General features: G+C 66.4%; 18 protein-coding genes. 4 read left to right on the top strand and 14 right to left on the bottom strand.

All coding sequences use genetic code 11. The features are described from left to right. The first annotated feature begins 1 nt into the window (after position 1). Positions 2 to 1750 (top strand): sulfite reductase subunit alpha, encoded by a 1749-nt coding sequence (locus tag WMC41_RS26350; protein ID WP_432349556.1) that lies wholly within the window; start codon positions 2 to 4, stop codon positions 1748 to 1750. 69 nt (positions 1751 to 1819) lie between these two features. Here the strand turns inward: WMC41_RS26350 and WMC41_RS26355 are convergent, their stop codons facing one another. From WMC41_RS26355 to WMC41_RS26380, 6 genes are all read right to left on the bottom strand, one after another. Continuing rightward, positions 1820 to 2212 carry a DoxX family protein gene (locus tag WMC41_RS26355; RefSeq protein ID WP_272808415.1) on the bottom strand — a complete coding sequence of 131 codons (393 nt, stop codon included), beginning with the start codon at positions 2210 to 2212 and terminating at the stop codon, positions 1820 to 1822. 197 nt (positions 2213 to 2409) lie between these two features. Continuing rightward, positions 2410 to 4134, bottom strand: a complete 1725-nt coding sequence (locus WMC41_RS26360) for a methyl-accepting chemotaxis protein (protein WP_272808416.1) — start codon at positions 4132 to 4134, stop codon at positions 2410 to 2412. 161 nt (positions 4135 to 4295) lie between these two features. Continuing rightward, on the bottom strand, positions 4296 to 4493 hold the full coding sequence (locus WMC41_RS26365; RefSeq protein WP_272808417.1) for a hypothetical protein: 198 nt from the start codon (positions 4491 to 4493) through the stop codon (positions 4296 to 4298). A gap of 241 nt (positions 4494 to 4734) precedes the next feature. Next, positions 4735 to 5745, bottom strand: a complete 1011-nt coding sequence (locus WMC41_RS26370) for a PAS domain-containing protein (protein ID WP_272808418.1) — start codon at positions 5743 to 5745, stop codon at positions 4735 to 4737. Positions 5746 to 5938: 193 nt separating this feature from the next. After that, entirely contained in the window at positions 5939 to 6571 is a 633-nt protein-coding gene (locus WMC41_RS26375) for a response regulator (RefSeq protein ID WP_432349557.1), read from the bottom strand. Continuing rightward, positions 6564 to 8228: an ATP-binding protein gene (locus WMC41_RS26380; protein WP_432349558.1), complete on the bottom strand. Its 1665-nt coding sequence runs from the start codon at positions 8226 to 8228 to the stop codon at positions 6564 to 6566. The genes WMC41_RS26375 and WMC41_RS26380 overlap by 8 nt, the downstream gene beginning before the upstream one ends. A gap of 341 nt (positions 8229 to 8569) precedes the next feature. Between WMC41_RS26380 and WMC41_RS26385 the strand changes: the two genes are divergently transcribed. Together WMC41_RS26385 and WMC41_RS26390 are read left to right on the top strand one after the other, a co-directional pair. After that, the gene (locus WMC41_RS26385) at positions 8570 to 8728 is read left to right on the top strand and encodes a helix-turn-helix domain-containing protein (protein WP_244770113.1); all 159 of its coding nucleotides are present in this window, start codon (positions 8570 to 8572) and stop codon (positions 8726 to 8728) included. 147 nt (positions 8729 to 8875) lie between these two features. Then, entirely contained in the window at positions 8876 to 9178 is a 303-nt protein-coding gene (locus WMC41_RS26390; protein ID WP_288080083.1) for a DUF982 domain-containing protein, read from the top strand. Positions 9179 to 9318: 140 nt separating this feature from the next. Here the strand turns inward: WMC41_RS26390 and WMC41_RS26395 are convergent, their stop codons facing one another. The 8 genes from WMC41_RS26395 to arcD form a co-directional block, all read right to left on the bottom strand. Continuing rightward, positions 9319 to 10431: an ABC transporter permease gene (locus tag WMC41_RS26395; RefSeq protein ID WP_272808422.1), complete on the bottom strand. Its 1113-nt coding sequence runs from the start codon at positions 10429 to 10431 to the stop codon at positions 9319 to 9321. After that, on the bottom strand, positions 10431 to 13175 hold the full coding sequence (gene rbbA / locus WMC41_RS26400; RefSeq protein WP_432349559.1) for a ribosome-associated ATPase/putative transporter RbbA: 2745 nt from the start codon (positions 13173 to 13175) through the stop codon (positions 10431 to 10433). The genes WMC41_RS26395 and rbbA overlap by 1 nt, the downstream gene beginning before the upstream one ends. Continuing rightward, positions 13172 to 14239, bottom strand: coding sequence for an HlyD family secretion protein (locus tag WMC41_RS26405; protein WP_432349630.1), 1068 nt, complete (start codon positions 14237 to 14239; stop codon positions 13172 to 13174). The genes rbbA and WMC41_RS26405 overlap by 4 nt, the downstream gene beginning before the upstream one ends. A gap of 69 nt (positions 14240 to 14308) precedes the next feature. Then, entirely contained in the window at positions 14309 to 15130 is an 822-nt protein-coding gene (locus tag WMC41_RS26410; RefSeq protein WP_432349560.1) for a universal stress protein, read from the bottom strand. A gap of 90 nt (positions 15131 to 15220) precedes the next feature. Continuing rightward, a complete protein-coding gene (gene arcC / locus WMC41_RS26415; protein WP_432349561.1) occupies positions 15221 to 16132 on the bottom strand; it encodes a carbamate kinase in 912 nt (303 codons plus the stop codon). 1 nt (position 16133) lies between these two features. After that, a complete protein-coding gene (argF, locus tag WMC41_RS26420; RefSeq protein WP_432349562.1) occupies positions 16134 to 17135 on the bottom strand; it encodes an ornithine carbamoyltransferase in 1002 nt (333 codons plus the stop codon). 16 nt (positions 17136 to 17151) lie between these two features. After that, entirely contained in the window at positions 17152 to 18369 is a 1218-nt protein-coding gene (locus WMC41_RS26425) for an arginine deiminase (protein ID WP_432349563.1), read from the bottom strand. Positions 18370 to 18393: 24 nt separating this feature from the next. Beyond that, positions 18394 to 19863, bottom strand: a complete 1470-nt coding sequence (gene arcD, locus WMC41_RS26430) for an arginine-ornithine antiporter (RefSeq protein WP_263195040.1) — start codon at positions 19861 to 19863, stop codon at positions 18394 to 18396. A 145-nt stretch (positions 19864 to 20008) separates the two neighbouring features. Here arcD and WMC41_RS26435 point away from each other — a divergent pair, with 145 nt between their 5' ends. Continuing rightward, complete coding sequence (locus WMC41_RS26435) at positions 20009 to 20587, top strand: GNAT family N-acetyltransferase (protein ID WP_272808428.1); 579 nt, start codon at positions 20009 to 20011, stop codon at positions 20585 to 20587. The last annotated feature ends 9 nt before the right edge of the window (positions 20588 to 20596 follow it).

Below are 20596 nucleotides of genomic sequence, written 5' to 3' on the forward strand. Positions count from 1 at the left end.
GATGAAGATCCCCTACATCCCCGAAGACGCGCCCTTCAACGCCGACCAGAGGGCCTGGCTCTCCGGTTTCCTCGCCGGCCTCCATTCCCGTCTTGCCATCGAAACGCCTGTCACTGCCGCCGCCGCTGCGCCTGTAAAAGCCGCCAGCCTCCACATCCTCTACGGCACCCAGACGGGCAACGCCGAACGGGTGGCGATGGACGCGGCGGCGAACGCCCGCGCGCTCGGTCTTTCCCCCGAGGTCGCCGGCCTCGACGATATCACCATGGAGCAACTCGCCGCCATGGAGCGGCTGATCGTCATCACCTCCACCTATGGCGAAGGCGAGATGCCCGACAACGCGCAGCTCTTCTGGGAGGCGATTTCCGCGTCCACCGCGCCGCGGCTGGAGACCCTGCGCTTCGGCGTGCTGGCATTGGGCGACACCGGCTATGACGGCTTCTGCCAGGCCGGAAAGCTCATCGACATGCGCCTCGAACAGCTCGGCGCGACCCGCATCCTCGCCCGGCGCGACTGCGACATCGACTATGAGGATCCGGCTGCGGCCTGGGTCGGGCAGGCCCTGCCGCTCGCCGCGGAAAACGCCGGCGGAGTCCCGGTTTCCGGCGGGACGCTTGCCGTCGCCGTGCCGAAGACGGCGGGCTGGGGCCGCAAGAACCCCTATCCGTCCCGCCTTGCCGTCAACCGCCGCCTTTCCGGCAGCGCATCGGCCAAGGAAATCCGCCACTATGAATTCGACCTCGGCGACAGCGGGCTGGAATACGAGGCCGGCGACGCGCTCGGCGTCATGCCCGTCAACGATCCCGCCCTCGTTTCGCTGCTCCTCTCACACCTCGGGGCCGATCCGCATACGCCGGCCGGCGAGACGAGCCTTGAAACCGCGCTGACCGAAAAATTCGAGATTTCCACGCCTTCGCGCGACCTGATCGCCGAGGTGGAGCGCCGCGCCGGCAACGAGGAGCTGACCCATGTGCTGCGCAACGGCGACAAGGAGGCGCTGGATGCCTTCCTCTGGGGCAAGGATATCTGCGACCTCCTCGCCCTCGCGCCGCCATCGGCCTTTTCGGCTGCGGACCTTCTCGCCCTGCTGAAACCGCTCCAGCACCGCGCCTATTCCATCTCCTCCAGCCCGCATGCGGCCGCCGGCGGCGTGCACCTCACAATTGCCAGCGTGCGCTACCACGCGGACGGCCGCGACCGCGGCGGCGTCTGCTCGACCTTCCTTGCCGACCGGGTGGCGGAGGGCGCGGAAGCGGGGATTTTCGTCTCGCAGAACAAGTCCTTCCGCCTGCCCGCCGACAATGACGCGCCCGTCATCATGGTCGGGCCCGGCACCGGCATCGCCCCCTTCCGCGCTTTCCTCCAGGAACGCCGTGCCCGGGGTGCCAGGGGCCGAAACTGGCTGTTCTTCGGCGACCAGCACCGCGAAAGCGACTTCATCTACGAGGACGAGTTGTCGGAGATGAGCCGCGACGGGCTCCTGACCCGGCTCGACCTTGCCTTCTCCCGCGACCAGCAAGAGAAAATCTACGTGCAGACCCGCATGCGCGAAAACGGCAAGGCGCTTTTCGCCTGGCTGGAGGAAGGCGCCGCCTTCTATGTCTGCGGCGACGCCAGCCGCATGGCGCACGATGTCGACAAGGCGCTTGTCGAGATCATCGCCACCCAGGGCGGCCTGACGGCGGATAAAGCGGCCGACTATATCGCAGGGCTCAAGCGGGAAAAACGATACCTGCGCGACGTCTATTGACCACGCAGGCTGATTGCCGTCCTTCAACGATAGTGTCGCGGCCGCGTCGGATGCCGGCCGCACGCCACCCTAGGGAAGATATGCGAACAGGCCGCCGGGAGCGCCGCCGAACAGGGAGAGCGAGCCGGCCCCGACGGTGGCCAGAGCGAAGAAGCCGCCTGCCATGGTCACGTTCTTCAGAAGTTCGGTCATGTTGCCCCTATGGGCATCATAGCCCGTAACCAGGCACCAGAGGCCGAGCAGGATGCCTGCGGTACGCGCCGGATAGCCGAGGACGATCGCGATCCCGCCGACAAGCTCGCAGAATCCGATAAGGTAGGCGAAGAACACGGCATCGGGCAGTCCCAAGGCCTGAAGGCCCGGCACCAACTTGGCTTCGCCGCCACGCAGCTTCAATATTCCCCACACGATGAACGGTACGCCCAGGAGCAGGCGTGCAATCAAGAGACCCTCGTTGTACATATTGGCTTCCCCTTCCACCTTGTTTCTCGCTGGCGACAGGGATGAGGCAAAGAGCATACCAACTGAAAAACTTTATCCTTTCAAAGAGATGACTAGAATTCCCCTGGCACGGGCGGACAACATGTCGGACAGAGGAAGGACAAGTCGTCCGGAAGGGCGCCGCCGCCTGCAGGGCGCGCCTTCCGGATGCGCCTGTCTTATCCGGCCAGCCTGCGCGGCTGGAACGCCGCCGGGCGCTGGTCGTGCAGGTCCATCGACCGGCTTCTGCCGCTATCGTCGCCGACGCGGAACTGGCCCAAGAGGTTGAAGAGGGCTTCGGCCTCCCGGGCGAGACTGTGGCTGGCGGCCGTCGATTCCTCGACCATGGCCGCATTCTGCTGCGTGCCCTGGTCCAGCGTGTTGACGGCCTGGTTGATCTCGCCGAGGCCGGTCGCCTGCTCCTTCGCCGCCTCGACGATGGCCGCGACATTGGTGTTGATGGCCTGCACCTGCCGGACGATCTGCTCCAGTGCCTCGCCGGTCTGGCCGACCAGCGACACGCCGTTCTTCACCTGCTCGCCGGACGTGTTGATGAGCGCCTTGATCTCCTTGGCGGCATTGGCGGAACGCTGCGCCAGCTCGCGCACCTCCTGCGCCACGACCGCGAACCCCTTGCCGGCCTCGCCGGCGCGCGCCGCCTCGACCCCGGCATTGAGCGCCAGGAGGTTGGTCTGGAAGGCGATGTCGTCGATCACGCCGATAATGTTGGAGATCTCCCGCGAGGAGCTTTCGATCTGCCCCATGGCCGTGATCGCCTTGCGCACCACCTCGCCGGACTTCTCCGCATTCTCGCGGGTGCTTGCGACGAGCTTTCCGGCTTCGTCGGCGCGGCGGCTGGAATCGGCGACCGTGGTCGTGATCTCTTCGAGCGCCGCCGCCGTTTCCTCCACCGAGGCGGCCTGCTGTTCGGTGCGCCTCGACAGGTCGTCGGCGGCAGAGCGGATCTGGCCCGAGCCGGCGGCAATCGCCTGCGCGTTCTCGCCGACCGCGCTCATGGCCGCGCGCAGCCGCTCGGACGCGCCGTTGAAGTCGGTGCGCAACTGTTCGAGGCTCGGGATGAACGGGTTGGCGAGGTGCAGCGTCAGGTCGCCCTGTGCGAGCCGCGTCAGAGCACCGGCCAGCGTCTCGACGTTCTCGACACGGCCGGTCACGTCGGTGGCGAACTTGACCACCTTGAAGACCTTGCCGTTCATGTCGAAGATCGGATTGTAGGAGGCCTGGATATAGATGCGCCGGCCGCCCTTGCCGATGCGCATGAATTCCTCCGCCACGAACTCGCCGGCCCTCAGCCGGTCCCAGAACTGGCGGTATTGCGGGCTCTGGCAATAGGTCGGGTCGCAGAACATCGAGTGATGCCGGCCCTCGATCTCGGACAACTGGTAACCGAGCGTGGCGAGGAAATTCTGGTTGGCGGCGAGGATGTCGCCGGCCGGCGTGAACTCGATGACGGCCTGCGCGCGCGACAGGGCTTCCAGCTTGCCGGCATCCTCGGCGCCCTTCAGCTTCTGCGCGGTGATATCGGTCGCGAACTTCACGACCTTGAAGGGCCTGCCGCGGCGGAACACCGGATTGTACGACGCCTCGATCCAGATCTCCTTGCCGCCCTTGCCGATGCGCTTGTATTGACGCTGATCGAATTCACCGCGCGCCAGCTTGGCCCAGAAGGCGCGATATTCCTCGGAGGCGGCCTCCGCCGGATCGACGAAAAGGCGATGGTGCTGTCCGATGATCTCCGGCAGCGCATATCCAAGCGCGCGGCAGAAGTTCTCGTTCGCGGTCAGTATTTTACCCGTCAAATCGAACTCGATGATGGCTTGGGATTTGTGCATTGCGGCAAGAATGGCGCTTGCATCCGATGCAAGGCCGAAAGAAAAGGCTGTCATGGTTCCTCCTCGGCAGCGGGTCTGGTTGAAAATTTCGCAGCAGATCGCCCCACGCAAACGTCTTGTCGACCTGCCGGCACTGCGATCCATTCGAATGGTTGAATAGCTGAAGCGCGGCGGGAACTGCCCGGCGCCTCAGGTCCACGAACGTGCGGACGGGCTCAGTGGGTTGGGCCGTCCGGCGTGGAGTCCGTCATGGACATCTCGACCAGCGCCAGATTGGCGAGAAGGCCGTCGAGCATCCTCTTCGCCTCGGTCATGCGGGCAACAAGACGCCGGATGCGCTCGGCCTCCTCGTCGCCCGTGATGACGGACGGAGCTTCAGACGCGGCTGGAGTGGAAGAAGGACTCGACTGCATGGGGCACCTCGGCGGCTTTCTCGATGATGATGTCTAAGCCCCGAATCCGTCTTCATGTCGGACCGATACGATCGCATCTATTCGGATGCCCTAAAGTAGCAAGGCTCCCTTGACAACCATGAAACGAGACCGGCCCCTTTCACTCGCCCTGTCCATGAAAACTGCGCTTATTCTACTCAAAAGCTGAATTCTGCCCGCAACAATTGAATAAGATTGTATAATTCCACGCGTCGACCTCCGTTCAGTCGGGCATGTGCGAATGCCGGAGCCTGAGGCCCATTTCCGTGGAAGAGGAGGTCAGCACGAGGCCATGCCGCGCCAGCGCGGCGACGATGGCGGAGACCGTCGCGTCCTTCATGTGCTCGCCGGTGGTCTCATATCGCCTGATCGTTGCGATGGAGACACCTGCCTCCTGGGCGAGTGTCTCGGCGGACCAGCCGAGCATCACGCGCGCGGCACGCAATTGTTGCGGACGAAGCGTCGGGTCGTTCTGCGACCCCACCGTATCGCGCCGCCATGTTTCCTCGATGAGGCCGATCCACTCGATCGGCGTGCCGTTTTCCTGGCGCACGGGCGTCGTGCGCGCCAGCACCTCCCGGTATTGGCCATCGGCATAGAGCAGCCGATAGGATATGTCGCGCGGAAGGCCGTCGCGCTCGCAGGCTTCCCTTGTCTCCTCGATCCGCTCGCGGTCGTCGGGATGGATCGCCTCCAGCCAGCCTTCCTTGCCGCATTGCACCGGAGGCTGGCCGGTCATGCTGTCCCAGCCGCGCAGGTCCCCCACCACGCTGTTCAGGTCGCGCGCCCAGAAAGCCCCGCCGACCATCTCGATGAAGGCGTTGAGCCGCGCGCGCTCGCGATAGAGGGCGGCCTTCGCCTCCCGCTCCGCGGCGGCATCCTGCACCAGGCCGACGATGCGGTTCATCGTCGTCGGCTCTTCCACGGCGATGCGAATGCGCCGCGGCGGGCGATCCCCGTCGACCAGCCGCACCTCCCGGGAAACCGAGACGCCCATGGTGACGACGGCGTACAGGGAGCGGAAATCCTCGCGATCGTCGGGGTGGAGCAGGCTAACCCAGCGATGGAGGCTGAACGCCTCGTCCCGCGGCAACCCCAGGATCCGGTAGAATCCGTCCGTTCCGCGCACCTCCCCCGTCGTCATGTCGGCGTTCCAGAAGCCGACGTCCAGGAAGCGCTCCGCGACATCCATATAGTGGCGGGAAGAAACGAAGCTCGGTTGTTTCTGCTGCATGCTCAGGTCCGTTTAGGCGGCGTGATCGGCAAGGAGGCCTGCTTGCCCCGGGATATTCCCGCCATATCGCAACCGCGAAACGCCCGCCGTAGCATCCGGCAGGAGCGGGCACTATCGGGTATACACCCGAGGCGGCCGGCTTTTCCGTCCACCACCTGACAAGCGTCAAGGAAATCGCCGGTTCGTGAGGAAACTATGGCTCTATGATCTTGTTGCGGATCGCGAAGAGCGTCACGTCAACGGCCGTATGGAGGCCGAGCTTGCGCATCGCCGCCGTCCGGTGCGTATCGACGGTCTTCACGCTGACATTCAACTGTGCGGCAATGCTCTTGTTCGTCTCGCCGAACGCCACCAGGCGGACGACCTCGATTTCCCGCGGCGTCAGCACGGAGGCGGCGCCCTGCATGGTCTTCCGGTTCGCCGCCTCCGGCGAGATGTGGATATCGCCCGCCGCCACGGCATCCATCGCGGCGAGCAAGGCGGCGTCGTCCTCCGTCTTCAGCACATAACCCCGCGCCCCCGCCTCGAGCAGAGCCGGAAGCATCCGCTCGTCGGCATGCATGGTATAGACCAGCACGCCGATCCCCGGCATCTCCCGGCAGAGCTGGCGCGTCACCTCCAGTCCGGTGATCCCGGGCAGGGAATAATCCAGCACGGCGAGATGAGGCCGCAGTTCGCGCGCGAGCCTAAGCGCGGCCTCGCCCGTCTCGGCCTCCGCGCAGACGCGCCAGTGCGGACGGGCGGCCAGCAACGCCCGGATGCCCGCACGGATGAGGGGGTGGTCATCCGCAACCAGCACGTCCAGTGCTTCATTGCCCTCAGACATCGGCTTCCACCTTCTCCGCCCCGTTCATCTCCTCTTCACCGCCCCGATCCTGCGGCAGGCGAAGCCGGACGGTCGTGCCCTCGCCCGGCTGGCTGAAGATATCGGCGCGCCCGCCGCATTGCCGGACGAACTCCTGCGTCTGGCTCAACCCCATGCCATGCCCCTCCCCCGTCCCCTTCATCGTGAAGAACGGATCGAATGCCTGGCGCCGGACCGCCTCGCTCATGCCGATTCCGTCGTCCGTGACGCTGACATCCACCCAGCTCGTGGCGCCCGACAGGTCCATATCCTCCACCGGACGGACATCGATCGTGATCGTCCCACCCAAGGGCATCGCGTCGCGGGCGTTCAGCACCAGGTTGACGATCGCCGCCTGGAACTGTGCCCTGTCGATGCGGCAGGCCGCAGCTTCGCCCGCCGAGGTGGTGGCGACCGTGATGCCCGGCCCTGCCGCCTGCCGCGCTATCGGCAGGATTTCCCGGACAAGCTCGCCCGGATCGGCGGCTTCGAGACGGATTTCGGTGTTGCGCGCATAGGCGAGCAACCGGTTGACCAAGGCCCGCCCGGCATCGAGCGAGGTGTCGACTTCGTCGAGCAGCTTTTCCGCCTCCTGCCGGTCCCTGACCAGGGGGCGCAGGACGACGGTCGCCGAGCGGATGATCCGCATCAGGTTTCCGCAATCGTGCGCGATGCTGCCGGCAAAGCGGCCGATGGCCTCCAGCCGCTGGGTCGTCTCCAGCCGCTGCCGCGCCGCCTCCTCACGCCGCCGGCTGCGGCGCGACAGCCATTCGAGACCGGCGAGCAGGGTGAACAGAATAGCCGCACCGACCAGAAGAACCGTCGCATGGGAACGCCACGACCGCATGACATCGGCCTCGCTGAGCGTCACCACCACGATCACCGGCGCGATGTCCAGCCGTTGATAGCCGGCGATGCGCATCACCCCGTCGATGGGGCTCTTGCGCCAGTCGACGCCGGAAGTGCGCATGGCGAGCAGGCTGCGGAAGGGCTCGACACCTGCAAAGGACGTGCCGATCAGTTCGTCCCTGGCGGGCGAGCGGGCAAGCAGGGTCCCCGGGGAAAGAAACAGCGAGACCGTTCCGCCGCCCACCCAGAGCTGCTGGTAGAAGCTCTGGAAATAGAGCGGCTCCACCGCCGCGACGACGATGCCGCCAAAGCTGCCATCCGCCGTCTCGATCCCCCGGCTCAGGCTGATGAACCAGACGCCGCGCGAACGGCTCTTCAGCGGCCGGCCGATATGCATTCCGACGGAAGGATCGTTCTGGTGGATCCTGAAATAGTCCCGGTCGGCCAGGCTGACCCTGGGCGTGCTCGGGAAATCGGTGTCATGGGAAATGTAACCGCCGCGGTCGATAACGAAGAGCGCACGCACGAATGGCATCGACACCAGTCTCTTGTGCAGGCGGGCGCGGAAGGCGGGATCGTTGTCGGGCATGGCCGGAGCGGCCGCGAGTTCGCCGGCAATGTCCTGCAGGTTGACATCGACGGACTGGATCGTGCGGGCGACCTGCTCGGACATGACGTGGATGAGGTTCGAGACGTTGCGTTCAGCGTCCTCGCGGGCCGCGGCATAGCTGCGCCAGAGCTCGTAGGAGAGAAGAAGGGCCGCGCTCAGGGCGAGGATCAAGGTCGGCAAGGACCGGAATGACTGCCGTGCCAAGTTGGGCAATGAGCCGGACGCACCGGCAGAACCAACTCGCAATATCAACCTCCCCTTCAGCCTGCCCAGCCGCCGCCCGCCATGGGCGCCGGACAGGAACCATTCGCCGCAGATGTCCGTTCAAGCGCTACGCCCGCTGCTCGGGCATCACGGCATCTGCCATGGGTATACGAACGGCTAAGCCTAACCCTGAAATCCCCAGCCTATCAGTCACTATAATGACTGGTAAAGCTGAAGGTTTACTCATCGCTATGCGGCCCATGCGTATGGCACAGATTTTAGGGGAGAACGTTCGAAAGGTCCGTCTGGAACGCGGCATGACTTTGGAGTCTCTGGCAATCGAGGTCGGTCTTGCCTACTCCTACATGGGCGGCATCGAGCGTGGCCAGAAGAACCCGACGCTCGCCGTGGTCGAGCGGATTGCAGAAGCGCTGAACGTCGAGCCTGTCCTGCTGCTCACCCCGAATGCGGGATAGTGCGTTTGGAACGCCGCTGGCCTCCGCGGCAGCGTGCTCATCCTCCGCGCGAAAAACCTCGCAATCGACCGCTCCGAGGGTTCTTGAAGTCGCGAAAGCATTGCCCATATCGAACAGGCCAGATGTCCAATTGAAAGGAGGAATTCGATGCTGGCTGACGTATTCTTCTCGACGCCCCTGCATGTGCACCTGTCCAACGGGCTTGGCCGTACCTTCGACAGCGTCAACGATACTCTCGACTTTCTGGAAAACGAATGGCCGCTTCGCCATGGCCAGCGCTACAAGCGCGCCTGCGAGAAGTGCCACGCCGCACTCCTTCGCCAGGTGCCGGTCGCCGTTGCGCGGGAAGCCTTCGTTGCGGCCTGCCTTGAAGCGGGCTTGCCTGTCCAGGCCATGCCGCCGGTCTGGCAGCGGTCCGGGCCATCCACCCCGCCGCGCATGAGTGCCTGAATGCAGCGGCCGCCCGGGCTGACGCTTCGGGCGGCTCTCTAGCCGCGGCATTCTGGCGGCTGCGGGTTGCAGATGGCCGGTGGCGACCAGACGCCAATCGGGCCGGTGCGCATCGGCGATCAGGACCTTCTTACTTGGCGTCATATCAGGAAGTGCCGGAACCGGCGGAGCGAGAACGCAAAAAGCGCTGCACCGATGAGGAACATGGCTGCCAGTTGCGGCCAGACGACATCGAGCCCCGCGCCGCGGAACAGGACGGCCTGCGCCAGCATCACGAAATGCGTGTTGGGCGCCGCGAGCATGATGATCTGGATGATCTCCGGCATGCTTTCGCGTGGTGTGACCCCACCCGACAACAGTTGCAGCGGCATCAGCACCATCATGAGGAGTAGCCCGAACTGCGGCATCGAGCCGGCCACGGTGGCAAGGAAGATGCCGAGGCAGGTCATGGCGAAGATGTCGAGCGCGGCGCCGGCGAGGAACAGGCCCAGCGAGCCATGAAGCGGCACCGCCAGCAGCCCCTCCACGACGAAGACGAGGCAGAGGGCGGACGCCGCCAGCACGATAAGGCCCATCGACCAGATCTTTGCCAGCATGATCTCGAAGGCGCTCACCGGCATCACGAGCAGGTGCTCGATGGTGCCGTGCTCGCGCTCGCGAATGAGCGCCGCGCCGGTCAGCACGATCGACAGCATGGTGATCGAGGTGATGACGTCGCTGATCGCGCCGAACCATCCCTTGTCGAGCTCCGGGTTGAAACGGGCGCGCAGGTCGAGGGCGACGGGCGGCGTGGTATCCGGCCGGTGCCCGGCGAGGAATTCACCGATCTCGCCCGACAGGATCGACTGGACATATCCCCCGCCGACGAAGGCCTGCGACATGCGCGTCGCGTCTATGTTCAGCTGGAGCGTCGGCGTGCGGCCGGCGATCAGGTCGCGCTGGAAGCCGGGCGGGATATCGAGCGCGAAAGTGTCGAGACCGGCATCCATGCGGCTGTCCATCTCGTGATGCGAGATGAGCCGCGGCGGGACGAAATAGGGCGGATAGAAGGCGCTGGCGATGCGCACCGAGACGGCCGACCGGTCTTCGTCCACGATGGCGATCGGCGCGCGGTTGAGCGTTTCCGGCATCGCCTTGGAGGCGGTGTAGATCGCGAGCGTGAAGGCATGGACGATCAGGATGAGAAGCACGGGGTCGCGCGCAAGGCCCCGCAGTTCCTTCACCCCGAGATGAAAGATGTTTGCCGCCCGCATCACCGCGCCTGCTTTCTGAGAAAGACCGCGCCGAGGCCGATCAGGACCGGAACCGCGACGAGCAGCGGCACGAAGGCGCCGGCGAGGTCGGCAAAACCGAGCGCTTTGGAGAAGGTGCCGCGCGCGATGGTGATGAAGTGGGTCGTCGGGTAGATCCGGCCGATGAAGGCGCCGAACCCCTGAAGCGACGTCACCGGATCGATGAGGCCCGAATATTGCGAGGCCGGCAGCATGGTGACGAGCGCGGTCGCGAAGATCGCCGCGATCTGGCTGTTCAGGAAGGTGGAGAGGACCAGTCCCATGGCGGTCGCCACGACGACATAGAGCAAGGCGGCCGCCGCGAACGTGACGAAACTGCCGGTAAAGGGCACGTCGAAAACGTAGATGGCGAAGGCCGTCAGCAGGAGGAAATTCATCATCGCCACGAGCACATAGGGGATCTGCTTGCCGATCAGGAATTCCAGCCGCGTGACCGGCGTGACGTAGAAATTGACGATCGATCCCAGTTCCTTCTCGCGCACGACGCTCAGGACCGCCAGCATGGACGGGATCATCAACAGCAGCATGGGGATGACGGCCGGCACGATGGCGTCGAGGCTGCGCACATCCGGATTGTAGCGGTAGCGCACCTCCAGCTTGAAATCGCCGGAGGCCGCGGCCTTGCCATAGACCTCGCGCGCCCTCTGCGCGAGCCAGGTCATGTGCATGCCTTCGATATAGCCGCGGACGGTCTCCGCCCGCGTGGGCATCGCGCCGTCGATCCAGGCGCCGATGGCGACGGTCCGACCCCGCGCCACGTCGCGCCCGAAGCCCGGCGGGATTTCCAGCGCGAGGCTGAGTTCGCCGTTCTCCATGCGCCGGTCCATCTCCGGATACCCGGCAAGCGGCGGCTTTTCGGTGAAGAAGCGCGAGCCGGAAAGCTGGAGCACATAGTCCCGGCTGATGGCGGTATCGTCGTGATCGAGCACGGCGAAGGAAAGATTGTCGACATCCATGTTGATGCCGTAGCCGATGACGAACATCAGGATCAGGCTGCCGATGGTCGCAAGCGCCGCGCGGATCGGGTCGCGCAGCAGTTCGAGCGTTTCCCGCCGCGTATAGGCGAACAGGCGGCGAGGCGCGAAAAAGCTCGATTGCGGCCGCGGATGTGCCGTGTGGCCGGCCGGCTCCATGGCGGCGGCGGGCGTTTCCTGCGCCGTTGCCGCCTCCTCCAGATAGCCGACGAACGCGGCATCCAGCGTTTCGGCGCCGCGGGCGGCCCTGATGGCCGCGGGCGTGTCGCTGACGAGGACCTTGCCGGCATGCATCAGCGCGATGCGGTCGCAACGCTCGGCCTCGTTCATGAAATGGGTCGACACGAAGATCGTCACGCCCTCGCGCCGCGACAGATCGGCGAGGATACGCCAGAAGGCGTCGCGCGCGACGGGATCGACGCCGGACGTCGGCTCGTCGAGGATGAGGATATCGGGCTTATGGATGGTCGCGACCGCCAGCGACAGCCGCTGGCGGATACCAAGCGGCAGGGCGCCGGGCAGTGCCTCCATGTGATCGGCAAGCTGGAATCGCCCCGCCGCCTCCCCGACCCGCACCGCGATATCCGAAGGGGGCATGCCGAACAGGCGCGCGTGCAGCTCCAGATTCTGGCGGACCGTGAGTTCCGAATAGAGGGAGAAACCCTGCGACATATAGCCGACGCGCCGCCGGATCGTCAGGTCGCGCGGATCGATCTGCCGACCGAACAGCCGCGCCTGTCCGCCGCTTGCAGGCAGAAGGCCGGTCAGCATCTTCATCGTGGTCGTCTTGCCGCAGCCGTTCGAGCCGAGGAAGCCGAAGATCTCGCCGCGCGCGATGCGGAAGCTCACATCGTCGACAGCCGTGAAATCACCGAAGCGCTTGCTCAGATGGTCCGCCTCGATCGCCGTCTCGCCGGCCGCATCGGCCGGGCGCGGCGGCATGACGACGGCGCGGTGGCCGTCGCGCTTTCCGGCGGGCAGCAGGGCGATGAAGGCGGCGTCGAGGTCGGCGGTATCCGTGCGGCGAAGAAAATCGGCCGGCGTGCCCGAGGCGAGGACCTTCCCCTCGTCCATCGCCACCAGCCAGTCGAAGCGCGCCGCCTCCTCCATATAGGCGGTGGCGACGATCACGCTCATGCCGTCCCGGCCGCTGCGGATGCGCTCAATCAACCGCCAGAACTGGCGGCGCGACAGCGGATCGATCCCGGTGGTCGGCTCATCGAGGATCAGGAGATCCGGATCGTGGATCAGGGCGCAGCACAGGCCGAGCTTCTGCTTCATGCCGCCCGAAAGCTTGGCCACGGGCCGGTCGGCGAAGGGCGCAAGCCCGGTGCCGTCGAGCAGCTCGGCGATGCGGCGCTCCCGCTCCTGCCCGCCATGGCCGAAAAGCCGGCCGAAGAAATCGATGTTCTCGACCACGGAGAGGGTCGGGTAGAGGTTTCGCCCGAGACCCTGGGGCATGTAGGCGATGCGCGAGCACACGCCGCGCCGGTGGACGGACCGCGCCATGTCGCCGCCGAGCACCTCGACGCGGCCCTGCTGGATCGTCCTCGCCCCCGCGATCAGCGAGAGCAGGCTGGACTTGCCGACGCCGTCGGGGCCGATCAGGCCCACCATGCAGCCCGCCGGCATGTCCAGGCTCACGGCGTCGAGCGCGCGCGTCCCGCCGTAGGAAAGGCCGACCTCCTCCAGCCGGACCACCCGGCGCTCCACCGGCGTGCCCGAGGTCATTGCAGCAGGTTTCCTTGCAGGAAAGCCGGCCATTCGGCTTTCGGATCGATGCGGATATAGGCGACGCCCGGAAGCCCGGTCTTCACCTGCTGGATGTATTTCTGCAGCAGCTCCGGCGCGATCCGCGCCTTAATGCGGAACATCAGCTTCTGGCGCTCCTCCTCGGTCTCGACCGTCTTCGGCGTGAACTGCGCCACGTCCGAAACGAACGTCGCCTTCGCGGGAATGACATATTGCGGCGCGGCGTCGAGGACGAGCCGGACCTCGGTGCCGATCGCCACGCGGCCGGCCTCGCTCGTCGGCAGGAAGAACGTCATGTAGACGTCGCCGAGATCAACGAGATTGAGCACCCTGCCGCCGCTGCCGAGCACTTCCCCCGGCTGGGCCACGCGGTACTGGACGCGCCCGTCGCGGGGCGCGCGCAACGTGCCGTCGTTGATCTCCGTGTCGATCGCCTCGATCGCGGCATGCGCGGCGGCGACCGCCGCCTCGGCGTCCACGACCAGCGCCCGCGCCGCGTTGATCGCCGCCTCGCTCGCCGCAAGCTGCGCACCGGCGGCCGCGACGGCAGCGGCGGCGCTGCGCTCGGCGGCCCGGCCGTTGTCGAGGATCTGCTGGGAGACCGTGTTGCTGGCGGCGAGCTGTTCGGAGCGCGCCAGCGTGCGCACGGCGACATCGTGCTCGGCCTCGCGCTGGGTGACGACGGCCTGCGCCGCCGTCCTTTCGGCCTCCCGCTGGACGATCAGCGTCCGTGCGGTGTCCACGCCGATGGCGGCCCGCTGCGACTGCGCCTCGGCCTGCCGGCGGCGGGCCTGGAGTTCGGCCGTATCCATGCGGGCAAGGACATCGCCCACCTTCACGAAATCGCCCTCGTCGACGAGGATCTCGCTGATGCGCCCCGGCGATTTCGCCGAGACGTCAATATCGACCGCCTCGATGCGCCCGTTCCCGCTTGCAAGCCCTTCCGGCAGGGCTCCGTTACCGGCCTGCCGCCAAGCATAGACCCCACCGGCGGCAAGCACCGCCAGCAGGACCAATCCCAAGCCGAGGCGACCGCCTGCCATCATCATCCCGCCACTCCTTCAATCCGTTTACAATCGTCCCGCCATCGTCTCGCCGGCACGTGAACCCCGTCAGCTCGACATGAAACGGTTGAGCCGGGTTTCGTCGAGCAGCGAGCGGGTCATGCCGCCGAAGGCCCATTCCCTGAGCCGGCTGTGCCCGAAGGCCCCCGAAACGACGAGATCGGCATCGTAGCGGTCAACCAGCGCGATCAGGCTGTCGCTTTCGCGGTAGCTCTCCACCGTTTCATTGCGCGCGGCCACGCCATGGCGGGCGAGAAAGGCGGTAATGTCGGCAATGCTCGCGCGCGCCCACTGGTCGATGGTGGATGCCACCGTGACCACGATGACATCATCGGCTGCCTGGAGCAGCGGTATGGCATCAAAGACCGCCCGCCGCGATTCCTTCGTGTCTTTCCAGGCGACCACGATCTTCCTGCCGATCCTGTGTTCCGTGCCCGTCCCGACGATCAGCAGGGGGCGACCCGTCTGGAGGACAGCGCTTCCCGGATCGGACCGGCGCGCCGTATCCCGCGTCGCGGCGCCGTCGGCAGCCTGCATGACGACGAGATCGGCCGCCCGCGATGCCTGGACGAGGGCATAGGTCGGTCTTTCCATGGCATCGCGCCATTCGGTCTCGGCGGCGCCGGCGACCAGGGCCTCGAATTCCTTGCGCCGGTCCTTGAACCGGCGCTCGTCGTCATCGCGCATCTGCTGCCAGACCTCCCCGGCGAGCGTCGCGCCTTCCGGCCCGGTGACCGGCAGATAGGCGTCGGCCGCGCAAAATCCGATCAGTCTGGCGTTCCAGCGCTGCGCCAGCGCGCTTGCCGCCTTCACGACCGCAACGTTCGATCTGTCGGCATCCAGATTCACGAGAATGGACTTGTGGCTCATCGGACTGTTCCTCCGTCCTGTTTGCCTTGCCGGGCAAAGGATAGTGCACCCGCAAAACACCACCTTGACGCGGATCAAGCGCAGGCCGCTTCAGGGGTCGACCGGCTCTATCCACGTTCCACGCAGTCCCGCGACGATCTCCACGGCATCTTCGAGCCGTCCGATCGCCGCCGGCTTGCCGGCAGCACGGGCGAATTCGATCCCCGCCTCGACCTTCGGCCGCATGGAGCCGGCCGGGAAGTCGCCCGGCGCGAGATCGCAGGCCATCACGAATCCGAGCGGGCGGGCCGAAGGCCGGCCCCAGTCGGCATAGACCGCATCGACGTCGGTCAGCATCAGGAGGAAATCCGCAGCGAGCTGCCGCGCCAGGAGCGAGGAGGCGAAGTCCTTGTCGATGACGGCCTCGATGCCGATGAGGCTGCCATCCTCCCGTTCCACGACGGGGATGCCGCCGCCGCCCGCGCAGATGACGATGACGCCGCGTTCGACGAGGAAGCCGAGCACCTCCGCCTCCAGGATCGCCACGGGTTTCGGCGAGGCGACGACACGGCGCCATTTGTCGTTGTCGGGCGCAACCTGCCAGCCACGCTCCGCCGCCAGCCGGCAGGCCGTCGCCTCGTCATAGACCGGGCCGATGGGCTTGGTGGGCGTCGCGAAGGCGGGATCGTTCGGATCGACCTTCACCTGGGTCAGGAGCGCGGCGAACAGCCTGTCCTTCACGGCATTGCCGAGCTCCTGCTGGAGGACATAGCCGATCATGCCGGCGGTTTCGGCATCGAGCACGTCGAGGGGGAACGGCGGGCCGGGCGAAGCGGCCGCCTGGAGGGCGAGCAGGCCCACCTGCGGCCCGTTGCCGTGGGTGATCACCAGCGAATGGCCGGCGGCGACAAGGTCGGCCAGCACGGCCGCCGCCCGCCGGATATTGGCGCGCTGGTTCTCGGCCGTCATCGGCTCGCCCCGCTTCAAGAGGGCGTTGCCGCCGAGGGCGACGACGATCCTCATGTCAGGCCCCGATGGTGGCGACGAGGATCGCCTTGATCGTGTGCATGCGGTTCTCCGCCTGGTCGAACACGATCGACGCGGCGGATTCGAAGACCTCGTCGGTGACCTCCATGCAATCGATGCCGTAGCTTCGGGCGATGTCCTGCCCGACCTCCGTCTCCGCATTGTGGAAGGCCGGCAGGCAATGCATGAACTTGGTATGCGGCCTTCTCGTCGCGGCCATAAGCGCGCGGGTCACGCGATAGGGCGTCAGGAGCTCTATCCTTTCCCGCCAGGCGTTCTCGTTCTCGCCCATGGAAAGCCAGACGTCGGTATAGACGAAATCGGCCCCGAGCACGGCGGCATTCACGTCCTCATCCAGCCGGAAGCTGCCGCCGTTCGCCTCCGCCATGGACCGGACGCGATCGCAGAACGCATCATCCGGCCAGAGCGAACGGGGCGAGGCGATGCGCATGTCCATGCCGACCTTCGCCGCGCCGATCGCGAGCGACGTCGCCACATTGTCCCGCCCCTCGCCGACGAAGACGAGCGTCGTGTCCGACAGGTGCTTGTGGGTGAACTCGCGCATCGTCATGAAGTCGGCGAGAACCTGGGTCGGATGCGCCTCGTCGGTCAGCCCGTTATAGACCGGCACGCCGGCATAGGCGGCCAGCACATCCGCCTGATGCTGGCTGAAGCCCCTGAACTCGATGGCGTCGTACATGCGCCCGAGCACGCGCGCCGTGTCCTTCATCGTCTCCTTGTGGCCGATATGACTGCCGGACGGACCGATATAGGTGACATGGGCGCCCTGGTCGTAGGCCGCGACCTCGAAGCCGGAGCGGGTGCGGGTGGAATCCTTTTCGAAGATCAGCGCGATGTTCTTGCGGGCAAGGCGCGGCACCTCCGTGCCGGCCTGCTTCGCCGCCTTGAGCTCGGCGGCGAGACGCAGCAGGTAGCGGATCTCCGCGCCGGAAAAATCGTCCAACGTCAGCACGTTGCGGCCATGCAGATTGACGGGCATGTCGGTTTCTCCTCTGTCAGATCGGATCGCGCGCGATGGGGCAGGTCATGCAGTGGCCCCCGCCGCGGCCGCGGCTGAGCTCGGCGCCCTCCACGGTGATGACCTCTATGCCGGCGCGGCGCAGCAGCGTGTTGGTGTAGACATTGCGGTCGTAGCCGATCACCACGCCCGGCTCGACGGCAACGACATTGTTGCCGTCGTCCCACTGCTCGCGCTCGGACTCGTAGGCGTCGCCGCCGGTGGAGACGATGCGCAGGGACTTCAGCCCCATCGCCTCCTTCACCACCTCCACGAAGGGTCTTTCCTCCTCGACCACATCGACGGCAGCCTCGCCCTCCCCCGGTCGCAGCGAGAAGGTGCGCAGCCGCTCGACCACCGGCGGATACATGGTCGCCAAGTCCCGGTCGCAGAAGGTGAAGACGGTATCGAGATGCATGAAGGAGCGGTCGCGCGGCATCAGGGCGGCAACGACACGGGTCGCCTCGCCGGCCGCAAACAGGCTGCGGGCCAAGCCGCCGACCGCCTGCGGCGTGGTGCGCTCGCCCATGCCGACCAGCACGACGCCGCCGCCGACCGGCATGACGTCGCCGCCCTCCAGGCTCACGCCGGGACCGGGATTGTCCGGCGAGACGAAGGGCAGGTCCGCATCGCGAAAGCGCGGATGGAACCGGTAGACCGCCTCCACATTCGCCGCCTCCGGCTTGCGCGCCGGCCAGTACATGGCGTTGACGGAGACCGCGCGATAGATCCAGCAGGAACTGTCGCGCGTGAAGAGCTGGTTCGGCAGCGGCGGCAGCACGAAATCCTGCGGCAGCAGCGTCCTGCCCGTCAGCCCGGCCGGCCGGAAGGGCAGCTCCGCACGGGCGATGCCGCCCACCAGCAGCGATGCGAGTTGTTCGGCCGGCATCTCGTCCAGCCAGCCGCGCAGCTCGCCCACCATGTCGTAGCCGACGATCGAGGCGTCGACACGCCGGTCGAGCAGCCAGTCGCGCCCCTCCGGCAGGGCCAGGGTCTCGGCCAGCAACTCGCCGAAGAGGTGCACGGTGACGCCGCGCTCGCGCAGCGCATCGACGAAGACGTCGTGCTCCTGCCGGGCGCGCTTGACCCAAAGCACGTCGTCGAACAGCAGCGCCTTGCAATTTTCGGGGGTGAGGCGGCGGAGGCTGAGATCGGGACGATGCACGATCACCTCGCGCAGCCGGCCGACTTCGGAATGGGCGCCAAGAGCAGCCATGACGGTTCCTTTCGACGGGCAGGTTCAAAGGGCGCTGACGGCACCGGTCCACATGGCGTAGGCGGCATAGAGCCCCACGGCGACGAGCGCAGCGGCAAGGGCGGCCTCCACCGGGTGGAAGACGCGTTCCCCATTCTCGCGCCGCGCCCAGACGAAGAAGACGATGCCGGGCGCATAGAGGACGGCGCACATGAAGAGGTAGGAGAGGCCCGCCGCATAGACGAGCCAGAGGCCGTAGACCGTCGCCAGGAGGCCGATCAGCATCGGACCGTTGCGGCTCTCGCCCTCGCGATAGCCCTCGCCGGTGATCGCGAGCTTCGCGGCATAGGCGCCGGAGAAGATGTAGGGCACGAGGATCGCGGCCGAGGCGATGAAGAACAGCGCCTGATAGGTGCTCTGGGCGAACAGCGTGATGACGAGGAAGGCCTGCACCAGGAGATTGGTGATGAGCAGCGACGTCGCCGGCACGCCGCGCGCATTCTCATGGCCGAAGAATTTCGGCATGGTGCCGTCCCGTCCGGCGACATGCGGGACTTCGGCGGCAAGCAGCGTCCAGCTCAGGAAGGCGCCGATGACGGAAACGACGAGCGCCAGATTGATGAGCACGGCGCCCCACGGCCCGACCACGGCTTCCAGCACGCCCGCCATGGACGGATTCTTCAGCGCGGCGAGCTCCGGCTGGCTCAGGATGCCGACGGACAGCAGCGAGACCAGCGCATAGAGCGCAAGGCAGGTGAAGAAGCCGAGCACGGTGGCCGTGGCGATATCCTTGCGCCGCTCGGCCCGCGCCGAGAAGACGCTCGCGCCCTCGATGCCGATGAACACCCACAGCGTCACCAGCATGGTGCTCTTCACCTGGTTCATGATCGAGCCGAGATCGGCATTGCCGAGGCCGGTGAAATCGGCATTGAAGACATCCACCTTGAAGGCGACCGCGACGATGCCGGCGAACAGCACGATGGGCGCGACCTTGGCGACGGTGACGACCAGGTTGACGACCGCCGCCTGGCGAACGCCGGCCAGGATGAGGAAATGGATCACCCAGAGGAGGACCGAGGCGCCGAGCACCGCCTGCCAGGTGTTGCCGTCGCCGAAGGCGGGGACGAAATAGGACAGCGCGCTGAAGACGACCACGGCATAGGACACGTTGCCGACCCAGGCGCTGATCCAGTAGCCCCAGGCGCTGTTGAAGCCGATGAAGGGCCCGAACCCCGCCTTGGCATAGGCATAGGGACCGGCATCCAGGTCCGGCTTGCGGGTCGCAAGCGACTGGTAGACGAAGACCAGCGCCAGCATGCCGACCGCGGTGATGGCCCAGCCGATCATGATGGCAAGCGGCCCGGCCCCGGCAGCCATGTTCTGCGGCAGGCTGAAGACGCCGGAACCGATCATCGAGCCGATGACCAGGGCGGTCAGCGCTCCCAGGCGCAGCTTGGCCTGCCTGGCCGTCGAGGCGGACGTCGGGGAAGTGGAATGAACATCTGCGGCAGTCATGGCTACGTCTCCCGGAGTTCGAAGGTCTGGAAAGACTGCACCCGATCCCCCCGCTCCGCCTTGACCCGTGTCAAAGCCGGGGCGCGGCGACGGGTGCACAATGACCGGTATCCGTAATCAATCGAACCGTGCGAAGGAGACTGTGATGACGACTCTCGTTTACGAGGAACCGGAGCGGGCGGGCGGCGCATCCGCGCGGGATGCCGCCGACCTCTGGAGCTGCGATCTGGTCACCCGCAGCGGGCTCGTGCTTCACATTCGCCCGGTCCGCCCCGAGGACGAGGCGCTTCTGGCCGACTTCTTCGCCCATGTGGCACCCGCAGACCTGCGCTTCCGTTTCCTCGGTGGCGTGCGCGAGGTGAGCCATGAGCGCCTCCTCGCCATGACGCGGGTCGATCATCGTGCGACCGAACACTTCCTTGCCTTTGCCGATGGCGGCAAGGCGATCGTCGCGGCGGCGATGGTGGCCTGCGATCCGTCGATGACGAAGGCGGAGGTGGCGATCTCGGTTCGCGCCGAGGACAAGCACAAGGGTGTCGCCTGGGAAATGCTGCGCCATGCGGCGCGCTATGCGCAGGCCCGCGGCGTCGACGCGCTGGAATCGCTCGAGAGCCGCGAAAACCACGAGGCCATCGAACTCGAACGGGAACAGGGTTTCGTCGCGATCCCCTATCCCGACGACCCGACCCTCGTCCTGATCCGCAAGGACCTCCGCTCCGCCTGAGCCCGGACG

It is taken from the genome of Shinella yambaruensis (genome assembly GCF_050859155.1).
Taxonomy (GTDB): Bacteria; Pseudomonadota; Alphaproteobacteria; order Rhizobiales; family Rhizobiaceae; genus Shinella; species Shinella yambaruensis.

Bases quoted from the DNA above. Each gene is read 5' to 3' on its own strand.
- WMC41_RS26360 (WP_272808416.1), bottom strand. From the start codon at position 4,134: ATGACAGCCTTTTCTTTCGGCCTTGCATCGGATGCAAGCGCCATTCTT.
- WMC41_RS26425 (WP_432349563.1), bottom strand. From the start codon at position 18,369: ATGGCTGCTCTTGGCGCCCATTCCGAAGTCGGCCGGCTGCGCGAGGTG.
- WMC41_RS26435 (WP_272808428.1), top strand. From the start codon at position 20,009: ATGACGACTCTCGTTTACGAGGAACCGGAGCGGGCGGGCGGCGCATCC.
- rbbA (WP_432349559.1), bottom strand. From the start codon at position 13,175: ATGACCTCGGGCACGCCGGTGGAGCGCCGGGTGGTCCGGCTGGAGGAG.
- WMC41_RS26390 (WP_288080083.1), top strand. From the start codon at position 8,876: ATGCTGGCTGACGTATTCTTCTCGACGCCCCTGCATGTGCACCTGTCC.
- WMC41_RS26370 (WP_272808418.1), bottom strand. From the start codon at position 5,745: ATGCAGCAGAAACAACCGAGCTTCGTTTCTTCCCGCCACTATATGGAT.
- WMC41_RS26365 (WP_272808417.1), bottom strand. From the start codon at position 4,493: ATGCAGTCGAGTCCTTCTTCCACTCCAGCCGCGTCTGAAGCTCCGTCC.
- WMC41_RS26395 (WP_272808422.1), bottom strand. From the start codon at position 10,431: ATGCGGGCGGCAAACATCTTTCATCTCGGGGTGAAGGAACTGCGGGGC.
- WMC41_RS26410 (WP_432349560.1), bottom strand. From the start codon at position 15,130: ATGAGCCACAAGTCCATTCTCGTGAATCTGGATGCCGACAGATCGAAC.
- WMC41_RS26355 (WP_272808415.1), bottom strand. From the start codon at position 2,212: ATGTACAACGAGGGTCTCTTGATTGCACGCCTGCTCCTGGGCGTACCG.
- WMC41_RS26350 (WP_432349556.1), top strand. From the start codon at position 2: ATGAAGATCCCCTACATCCCCGAAGACGCGCCCTTCAACGCCGACCAG.
- argF (WP_432349562.1), bottom strand. From the start codon at position 17,135: ATGCCCGTCAATCTGCATGGCCGCAACGTGCTGACGTTGGACGATTTT.
- WMC41_RS26375 (WP_432349557.1), bottom strand. From the start codon at position 6,571: ATGTCTGAGGGCAATGAAGCACTGGACGTGCTGGTTGCGGATGACCAC.
- arcC (WP_432349561.1), bottom strand. From the start codon at position 16,132: ATGAGGATCGTCGTCGCCCTCGGCGGCAACGCCCTCTTGAAGCGGGGC.
- WMC41_RS26385 (WP_244770113.1), top strand. From the start codon at position 8,570: ATGACTTTGGAGTCTCTGGCAATCGAGGTCGGTCTTGCCTACTCCTAC.
- arcD (WP_263195040.1), bottom strand. From the start codon at position 19,863: ATGACTGCCGCAGATGTTCATTCCACTTCCCCGACGTCCGCCTCGACG.
- WMC41_RS26405 (WP_432349630.1), bottom strand. From the start codon at position 14,239: ATGGCAGGCGGTCGCCTCGGCTTGGGATTGGTCCTGCTGGCGGTGCTT.